The sequence below is a fragment of the Halorubrum persicum genome, assembly GCF_002727125.1.
Taxonomy (GTDB): Archaea; Halobacteriota; Halobacteria; order Halobacteriales; family Haloferacaceae; genus Halorubrum; species Halorubrum persicum.
Genome location: NZ_NHOA01000100.1, coordinates 1 through 9515, shown reverse-complemented (window position 1 = coordinate 9515; position 9515 = coordinate 1). Strand labels below are relative to the sequence as shown.

General features: G+C 51.4%; 7 protein-coding genes. 5 read left to right on the top strand and 2 right to left on the bottom strand.

The annotated features are described in order from the left end of the window. Positions 1–179 precede the first annotated feature (179 nt). Positions 180–1622 (top strand): hypothetical protein, encoded by a 1443-nt coding sequence (locus DJ69_RS17920; RefSeq protein WP_144050433.1) that lies wholly within the window; start codon positions 180–182, stop codon positions 1620–1622. 462 nt (positions 1623–2084) lie between these two features. Here DJ69_RS17920 and DJ69_RS11640 read toward each other — a convergent pair whose 3' ends face one another. Beyond that, a complete protein-coding gene (locus DJ69_RS11640; protein ID WP_099255765.1) occupies positions 2085–3881 on the bottom strand; it encodes an ABC transporter ATP-binding protein in 1797 nt (598 codons plus the stop codon). A gap of 537 nt (positions 3882–4418) precedes the next feature. On the opposite strand from DJ69_RS11640, the gene DJ69_RS11630 reads away from it, so the two are divergent. The 4 genes from DJ69_RS11630 (at position 4419) to DJ69_RS11615 (ending at position 8738) form a co-directional block, all read left to right on the top strand. Further along, positions 4419–5441 (top strand): polysaccharide biosynthesis protein, encoded by a 1023-nt coding sequence (locus DJ69_RS11630; protein ID WP_099255763.1) that lies wholly within the window; start codon positions 4419–4421, stop codon positions 5439–5441. After that, complete coding sequence (locus tag DJ69_RS11625; RefSeq protein ID WP_099255762.1) at positions 5434–6387, top strand: dTDP-glucose 4,6-dehydratase; 954 nt, start codon at positions 5434–5436, stop codon at positions 6385–6387. The genes DJ69_RS11630 and DJ69_RS11625 overlap by 8 nt, the downstream gene beginning before the upstream one ends. Next, on the top strand, positions 6384–7571 hold the full coding sequence (locus DJ69_RS11620; RefSeq protein ID WP_099255761.1) for a DegT/DnrJ/EryC1/StrS family aminotransferase: 1188 nt from the start codon (positions 6384–6386) through the stop codon (positions 7569–7571). Before DJ69_RS11625 ends, DJ69_RS11620 begins: the two co-directional genes overlap by 4 nt. A gap of 108 nt (positions 7572–7679) precedes the next feature. Then, on the top strand, positions 7680–8738 hold the full coding sequence (locus DJ69_RS11615; RefSeq protein ID WP_099255760.1) for an N-acetylneuraminate synthase family protein: 1059 nt from the start codon (positions 7680–7682) through the stop codon (positions 8736–8738). On the opposite strand, the gene DJ69_RS11610 is transcribed toward DJ69_RS11615, so the two are convergent. Beyond that, positions 8726–9259 carry a GNAT family N-acetyltransferase gene (locus tag DJ69_RS11610; RefSeq protein ID WP_099255759.1) on the bottom strand — a complete coding sequence of 178 codons (534 nt, stop codon included), beginning with the start codon at positions 9257–9259 and terminating at the stop codon, positions 8726–8728. The two genes, DJ69_RS11615 and DJ69_RS11610, sit on opposite strands and share 13 nt — an antisense overlap. Positions 9260–9515 lie beyond the last annotated feature (256 nt).

Below are 9515 nucleotides of genomic sequence, written 5' to 3'. Positions count from 1 at the left end.
AGTTCTAACGGCTACTATAACTGCACCGCTTTGCTCGTGAGGCTGAAGATCTTCAATATGAGTGTCGACAGTCTCCTAGTTCAACTCCCCTCAGACTGGTGGCTTATCCCGCCGCAGTGTTGCGATTCATGAAAGCCAGATGAAGAAAAATTCTTATAAATAACGATTCTCATTATAGTATGAACCATATGAACAGCTATAATCTCGAATATGACAAGGCTTTAAGACTGTTTTTAGACCTCGAACAAGAGTATAATACTTTTTCTATAAAAATAAATGGCACACCTGTTTGGGAGCGAATTCGTCAAAACCTATTCAGAAAGATATTAAGAAAACTAGATATAATAAATCAACCCCATTCAAGTGTAGATAAAAGCAATATATTTAATCATATAAAAGGAGTATATAAGTGGGGAAGATCTCTATTTTTAAAAAACCCGTTTTTTGCTTCGAAGTCTGATTTCTTTTTTATGGGTAGTTCCCGACGTAAGCCTCGTGAAGACGGTTTCCAATGGGATTTGTTTTGTGACCCTATACTTAACAATCTAGACCTTGATTATGTATATTCCGAGCCACCATATGAATTTTCGCACAAGAAACCAGCGAAGACAGAGAATATCAAGTATTTAGATGTCATAACGTACACAAGCGTGGTACAACGTGAGCTCGGTTTCGCTAATTATGAGTTAACAGAAGACGAAGAAAGAAAGCTTTTAGCGATTGAGAGGGGGCTATCCGATGCCTTTGATATTTCAGTCTGCCTATGTGATTTAGTACGAGAAAAAATGAGAGAGCGCAAATCAAAAAAGTGGCTCTATGAACGTCTTTTAGATCGAATACAGCCGAAAATAGCGGTTATCGTGGCGAGTGCGTTCAAACACACATTTATAGAAGTCTGTAAGAATCGGGATTTGCCGGTAGTGGAATTACAACATGGTGGGTTCGGTCCAGATCATCTTGGTTACTCTTTTACAGGAAATAAAAGTAGCACAACGTTTCCAGATTATCTTTTTGTATTTGGTGAATTTTGGAAGGAAAATATTAACTTCCCGATACGTGATGAAAATGTATATCCTGTTGGTTATCAATACTTGGAGGAAGAAAAGAAAAAATATGAGGATATCCAAAATAAACAACAGATATTGTTTATATCTCAAGGACCCTTTGGTAAGGTCATCTCCAAATTCGCAGCGGAACTAGCTGTATACGATGTCGAGTATAGTATAATATATAAGCTTCATCCGGGAGAATATGCTCGCTGGAAAGATGAGTATCCATGGCTTGATCGTGCTCCGATAAAAGTACTTGATAATGATTCTGTTCCTCTATACAAACTTCTTGCTGAGTCCGAAATCCAAGTTGGTGTGAACTCTACAGTTATATGGGAAGGGCTTAATTTTGATTTAGATACTTACTTATTAAATGCACCCGGAATTACTCGAATGGAGTATCTTATTGAACAGAATGTTGCTTCAGTTGTATCCTCGCCTGAGGAATTCATAGGAATACTTAACGGCGAAAGAGATCGCACTGACAATTATGACTTAAAATACTTTTTTGAACCGAATCCAATAAGGAACATATCAAAGGCTTTTGATAACATAATGGAACGCGAATACTAATTTTAATTATATTATTTCTTAAATAATAATGTACTATCTATCATATTTTATATTTAATTGTCAACAGTGTAGTCGGCGAAGTCTCACTCTCTTTGGAGGCGGCGGCTTCACCTCATCCACTAACTGTATTTTTAGCTAACTGTACCGCTTTTGTTCGTGAGGCGGAGATCCCAACATAAGTTTCGTCAGTCTCCCGCTTTAACCCTCTTGAACTGATGATTTATCTCGCCGTAGTGTGGCGATTCACTAGAGTTGTTATTCAACGAGGTGGTAAACACACCGATGATATAGTCTCATGCGAACACCTGCGAGAGCCACTCGACGCGAGGCTCTTGCCACACAGAGGTATCTCAAAGATTACCTTGCGCAGAATTTCCGCGCGTTCCAACTCAGTTTGAAATCAATAATGTGTTAATCAAAAATGAACTTCTCATTAGCGAATGAGTAATATGATACCTAAACCTACTCACCCGACTGGATATCGTGTAATTTAGCGTACTCCCCATTATCCTCAAGCAAATCTTCATGTGATCCAGATTCAACGATTTGCCCATTCTCAACTGTATAGATTCGATCTGCGTTTTGAATTGTCGACAACCGATGGGCAATCGCAATAATTCCGTACTCTCGATCCATTGACTCAATTGCTGCTTGTACTTCGCTTTCCAATGATGAATCTAAGTCACTAGTCGCTTCGTCTAACACGAGGAAATCCGCGTCTTTCAATAACGCTCGTGCGAGTGCCACACGCTGACGCTGTCCACCGGACAGTCGTACCCCGTCGTCACCTAACTGCGAGTCATATCCGTTCGGAAGTTCATCGACGAACTCGTCAACCTTCGCGATCTCACAGACACGTTTGACATCTTGGCGCGTCGCGTCTCGGTTCCCAATCGTCACGTTGTCCTCCAACGTGTCGGTGAATATGTACGGCTGTTGTCGGACGACTGCGATTCGCTCCCGCCACTGCTCAATGTCGTACTCTTGAATTGGTACGCCGTCGGCGCGTATCTCTCCGGTATCGGGATCGTACATCCGTGCGAGCAATGAGACAATCGTCGACTTCCCAGCACCAGATTGTCCGACGAACGCCACAAAATCCTCTTTAGTCACGTCGAAAGAAAGACCGCGGAGTACTTGCTCATCTTCTGTGTACGAAAACTCCACGTCATCAAATTCGATATGAGAAACGCAGTCCACAGATCGATCGCCACTTTGTTCTTGTCTTTCGTCAAATTCGTCCAAGAATATATGTGTCCGTCCGAGGTGTGAGAGATATCCTTCAACTGAATAAACCAGCCGGTTCAGCGAACTCACACGCGGTGCCAGTTGGAACATCGCAATCAGGAAGATACCGAGTTCACCGAGTGCGAGGCCTGTGAAGGTAAATCCAATATAAATCAACGCGAAGATTGTGACCGCGGCAGACAGTTCAAAGAGGTTTTTGATCGCAGCTTCGTTCCGCTTGATATCGACTTCTGAGACCGCATACTGATCGATCCATTCCGAAAACGCGGAGAATACTTCGGAGCGTAGGCCAAACAGTTTGACGTCCCGAATGCCTTGTGTTCCAGCCTGTACTGTCTCCTGAACGCGCTCGTTCGCTTCTGCTACCCGCGAGCCGACGGTAACCGCCGGTTCGATTACGACTCGGAGTAGAACAGTGATCCCTCCGAGCAGTAACATGGCAAAAATAGTCATTGACGGGGTGATGTAGAACATCACGCCAACGTACATTAACACCAAAAAAAACATCTGGAGCATCTGGACGCCCTTCCGTATCACCAATGCGGAGTACCGCGTCTCTGTGATGATTGCATTGAGGATATCGTCGGATCCCGCCTCATCGTAGTAACTCACTTCAGCATCAAGAGCACCTTCGAATGCTCGCGTACGTAGATGTTTTTCGTACTGTTTTGCGAGTATTGAGGCGAACCACTGCGCGAGGAAAGACATTGTGTATCGAACCGTCATTACCAGCGCAACACCGGTGATGAGATATCCGAGTGAGAACGGAATATTGAAGAACTGATAGGTGGAAATAAACAGCTCCATTACTGGGCCGCCAGCGGTAGTAGGGTCATTGCTCTGTGCCGTTTCAAGAATAGGGTAAATGAAACTGAGGCCGACTCCTTCGAGGAGCGCGACGAATGCGCCGAAGCAGACGAGCCCGAAGGTAAATAGCGGACGATATTCTGCCACTCGGCGGAGAGCACGGAGCTTTTCTCGATTCAAGAGTTCCTTACTGTTCGTAGACATTGCTGGTTATCCGATGTGGTCGGGTAACAATCAAAAGACTGCTGTTTGTCTGCTCTAAACCGAGTTGCGGTACAACCAGAAACTCGGGAACCGGAAGGTGCTCGAACAGCGGTACGATCTCTGTCGCCGCTGTATTCAAGAAGTCGTTGACCGAAGCTACGTTTGTAGAGCGTCGGAACTGGTAGACGTAGTTTCTAAGCCCTGCGACTCCCTTAGGAGGTTTTCTATGACACACTCTCGAATCAAAAAATAGGTTCAACAAGCGATTGAAGGGGTGGGTCGAGCCTACGCTACTGTGACGAACGCCAACCGGCTGTCGACGGTGAAAAACGTCGATCAGATTTACGCGGTTGAGGAGGACCGAGTCACTGAGACAGGACAACATGACCAACTCGTTGTGGAGGGCGGAAAGTACGCGGAGCCGTACGAAGCCCAGTCGAACGTAGTAGTCCATCGTTTAACCTGGAGTCTGATTTTACTCAAGGCGCCGATCGGATTCAGTAGCTTGATTGGTGCCGTCCAGAAAACGTGAAAGAGATGATTAACGGCAACACCGTACTCTTGACCGGTGGAGCGGGATCGGTCGGCCACTCCCTCATTCCACGGTTACTTGATCGGGATCCGCAGACTCTCCGTATTCTTGACAACAGCGAACCGGGATTGGCATCGTTGAAATCAGAAATTTCCGACGGCCGCTGCCGGTTCTTCGCCGGAAACGTCCGAGATAGTGACCGACTCGCGCGTGCGATGTCCGGCGTAAACGTCGTCATCCATACGGCCGCGATGAAACACGTCGACATCTGCGAGTACAACCCCTTTGAGGCGGTGAAGACGAACGCGCTTGGGCTCCAAAACGTCGTCGACGCGGCTATCGACGCGAACGTCGATCGCTTCGTCTTCACGAGTAGCGACAAAGCAGTCCATCCAGCCAACACGATGGGAACCACGAAACTACTCGGAGAAAAACTTGTCACGGCTGGAAACACCTATAGCGGAGGGAGCGACATCGACCTCGCATCTGTCCGGTTCGGGAACGTGATCAAGTCCTCACAATCTGTAATCCCGCTCTTTACCGAACAGATTGCTGAGGGTGGACCGATCACCCTGACAGATAATCGGATGACTCGATTTTTCCTCACGTACGACGACGTGTTTGATCTCGTCACTGGGGGCGCCAGAAAAACGACCGGCGGTGAGGTGTTCGTCTACAAAATGCCTGCAATCCGGATCCCGGACTTGGCGGATGCGATGATCGAGACGCTCGCACCTGAGTACGGATACGCGCCGAACGACATCGATATCGAGGTCATCGGTCCTCGGCCGGGTGAGACGTTCCACGAGGAGATCATGACCGAGCGTGAGTCTCGGCGTGCCTACGAGAACGACTCGATGTACGCCATTCTTCCGGAGGCGACCGAAACTCGGACACCGGATCCGCCGGAAGGATTCGAACCGGTCGACGATATCGTGCTGTCCTCGAAGGACGCAGAGAAGCTATCGAAAAGCGAAATCGTCTCACTCCTAGAGACGAACTGTTCAATCAGAACAAGTAATGAGTGAAACAGTTGCCGTCACCGGTGCCGCTGGATTCATCGGTCGCTGGGTCGTTGCGGAGCTTCTCGACCGGAGGCACACGGTTTACGGACTCGATAACTTCTCGAACGGTTCCGAACGAAACATCAAGGAGTTCCGAGACAACGACAGGTTCCACATCTACGAGGGGGACGTCCGATCTCGGGAGGATGTGAGTCGACTCTTCGGTCACGATGTTGACGCGTGTATTCACCTCGCGGCCGAGATCGATGTCCAAGAGAGTCTTGAGGACCCGGAAGCGCACTTCGAAGCGAACGTCGTCGGTACCCAGAACGTTCTCGAAGCGTGTCGGGAGGACAATACGCGACTTGGCCTCGTCGGCACCTGTATGGTGTACGACATGGTTGACTCGGAGACCGGGATCAGCGAGGAACATTCGACGAAGCCGGCGTCGCCGTACGCCGGGTCGAAGTTAGCCGCCGAAGACATGGCCGAGGGCTACTACCACGGGTACGATCTCCCGATCACGATCCTGCGCCCGTTCAACACATACGGGCCGTATCAGAAGACCGGGATGGCGGGCGGCGTGGTGTCGATCTTCACGAGCCGCGATATTCGAGGGGAGCCGCTGAAGATCTTCGGTGATGGGGCCCAGACACGAGATCTGTTGTACGCGACCGACTGCGCTCAGTTCATCGTCGAAGGAACATTCAGTGACGAGACCGTCGGTGAGGTCATCAACGCGGGAACGGGAGCCGACGTGTCGATCAACGAACTCGCAGAGCTGATCGCAACAGACGGGACGGATATCACGCACGTGGAACACCACCATCCGCAAAGCGAAGTCCGGAAACTGCTCTGTGACCCAACGAAGGCAAACGACGTACTCGACTGGGAAGCGGAGGTCACGCTCGAAGAGGGTATCTCTCGGCTACGGACGTGGCTTCATGAGTCCGAGGAGGTCGCGAAATGACGGGGGATATGCCGGCACACTACGGCGGCGAACCGATCCGCGAGGAGGTTTTGGGATACGGTTCACAGAGTATCGGCGACGACGAAAAACAGGCGATTGTGGAGGCGCTTGAGGGAGACTACATCACCCGCGGACCGACGGTTGAGGCGTTCGAAGAGCGTGTCGCCGAGGTCGTTGGCGTCGACCACGCGATTGCGACGACCTCCGGAACGACGGCGCTTCACCTGGCGGGGCGTGCGGCCGGCTTCGAACCCGGTGATGAGGTCATCACCACACCCCTCACGTTCGTGTCGACAGCGCATGCGGCGACGTACTGCGGAGCGACGCCCGTGTTCGCCGACATCGATCCGTACCGACGAACCCTCGATCCGGACGCGGTTCGCGAGCAGATCACGCCGGCAACGGAGGGAATCGTTCCGATGCACTACGGGGGTCATCCCGCAGATATCGAAGGTCTTCTGGAAGTCGCCGACGAGTACGACCTGACCGTGATCTGGGACGCGTGTCACGCCTTCGGCGGAACGTGGGACGGCGAATCGATCGGCGCGCAGCGCGATATGGCGATGTTCAGTTTCCACCCAGTCAAGAACATCACGACCGGCGAAGGTGGAATGGTCGTCACAGACGACGACAATCTCGCGACGCGGCTGCGTCGGCTCCGATCGTTCGATATGGATTATGATCCGGACGGTCACGACAACGAGCCTTGGTATCAGGTCTCGGAAGGCGTTGGGTACAACTACAACGTGACGGATCTCCAGGCGGCGCTCGGACTCGCTCAACTCGATCGGTTAGCGGAGTTCAAGACACGACGAGACGAGATCATCGCACGGTACGACGAGGCGTTCAACGACGTATCCGGAGTTCGGACGCCGCCGGAACCGACAAACGCTGATCCGATGTACCACTTATACGCCGTGGAGATCGGCGAGGAGTTCGGGTGTGGCCGGAGAGAGTTCGTTAACGCAATGCACGCAGAGAACGTCGGCGTACAGGTCCATTATGTCCCCCTTCACTATCACCCGTACTTCCAAGAGGAGTTCGGGTATGAACGAGGAGCGTTCCCTGAGACAGAGATGGTGTACGATGGTCTGGTGAGCCTTCCGCTTCACGCGGAGATGGACGATAACGATGTTGAGGATGTGATTACGGCCGTGCGCAGGTTACGCGAATATCACACGTAACGGTTCTACGGAGCGGTTTCTCGGCAGCCCGCCAACGTTCGAGAGTACAAATCGAGACGCTAGAATCCGATCGGATGATTTTATTCGTTCGCTCGCAGGAGAAACGGTATGGCCGAGTTTCACATCGGGGACCGTCCTGTAGGGCCGGACGAGCCGGCGTTCGTGATCGCGGAGGCGGGGTCGAATCATAACGGGGACCTCGATACCGCGAAAGAACTCATCGACGTCGCCGCCGATGCCGGGGCCGACGCGGTGAAGTTCCAGACGTTCCGCGCCGAGGACCTGTACGTCGAAGCGAGCGGCGAGGTCGAGTATCTCGACGACGACCGGAGCATCTACGAGATTATCGAGTCGATGGAGATGCCCTACGAGTGGATCCCCGAGCTACACGACTACTGTCTCAAGCGTGGGATCCAGTTCATGTCGACGCCGTTCGACGAGCGATCCGCGGCGGAACTCGCCGAGTACGTTCCCGCGTGGAAGGTCGCTTCGTACACGAGCAGCCACATCCCGTTTCTCGAACACCTCGCGGAGACCGACAAACCGATCATCATGTCGACGGGCGCTCACGAGTTGGATGAGGTTGCGGAATCGGTGATGGCACTCCGCGAGGCAGGGGCCTCCGAGCTCGTCCTGTTACAGTGTGTCGCCGCGTATCCGACGCCGATCTCCGAGATCAACGTCGGCGTCATTGAGACGCTTCACGAGGAGTTCGACGTTCTAACGGGTCTCTCGGATCACACGCTCGATCCCGTAACCGCCCCATCGACCGCTGTCGCCCTCGGCGCTTGCGTTATCGAGAAGCACTTCACTCTAGATAAATCGATGGAGGGACCCGACCACGAGTTCGCGCTTGAACCCGACGAATTAGACCAGATGGTGACGGCGATTCGCGATACGGAAGCCGCGCTCGGCTCGGGCGAAAAACGCGTACTGGAGGTCGAACGCGAACTCCACGAGAAAGCGCGCCGCGCGATTCACGCGGTCGAAGACATCAAGGCGGGCGAGGAGTTAACCGAGGAGAACCTGAAGGTGCTACGTCCAGGAGGGCGTACACCCGGTCTCGATCCCAAATTCTACGATGAGATAGTTGGCACGACGGCCGATCAGGACGTTCGGGAAGGAGATGGCATAGGTTGGGAGGATATCGCAAACTATGATTCGTAGATGTACTGTACCCAATCACCATCTGTAGCACTCTTTTCGAATCCACAGCGTTTGAAGAGGTTTTTTGATGGTTCGTTGTTTTCATGAATTTCCGCGGTCAACGGGGTACGATCCGCGAAGCGGTTACAGATCCACTCAAGCGCAGCCGTTGCGACTCCGTGGCCGTGTGCGGAGAAATCTCCAAGATAAATTCCAACTTCGTCATCAGCATCGATGCTGACGACACCGATACGGCGTTTCTCGTACCGTATCAAGAAATCGTAGCGATTGTCGGACCGTGATTCGTACCACTCCACGTGTTCATCCCAGTTGAGTGGTTCGTCCTGTACACGGAAGTGTCGATATATCTCAGGGTTCGATCTCCACGCGAGTAATAGTTCTAGATCGCCACGTTCGACCGGGCGCATCCGAATCGAGGAGTCGAGATCATGGAGAGACGAGCAGGGGTCACAGAGAACACGTTTTTTTTCTGTACTCAGTGAGCGTTCAATAGGAAGTCGGCAATCGTCACAGGTTGCCATCGTACGGTAGAAGTGTTTCGATTAAAAAGTACGTATGGTTTCGTGTAGAGATTCCGTGGTCGCTACAGCACCTACATTCGTCCGTATCAGTAAATTGTGAAATACAGTAGTAGTCTGAATTGCTGTGTTGAATAGCGATCTAATCGGCTAATATCGCGGAGTAGAAGGACGAAGCCGAGGAAATCGATTCTGTCCATGGAAGTCGATCTCCTCGACTTCGTTGAGCAGTGTCGTCGCCTAGTCAAACAAGCGTTGG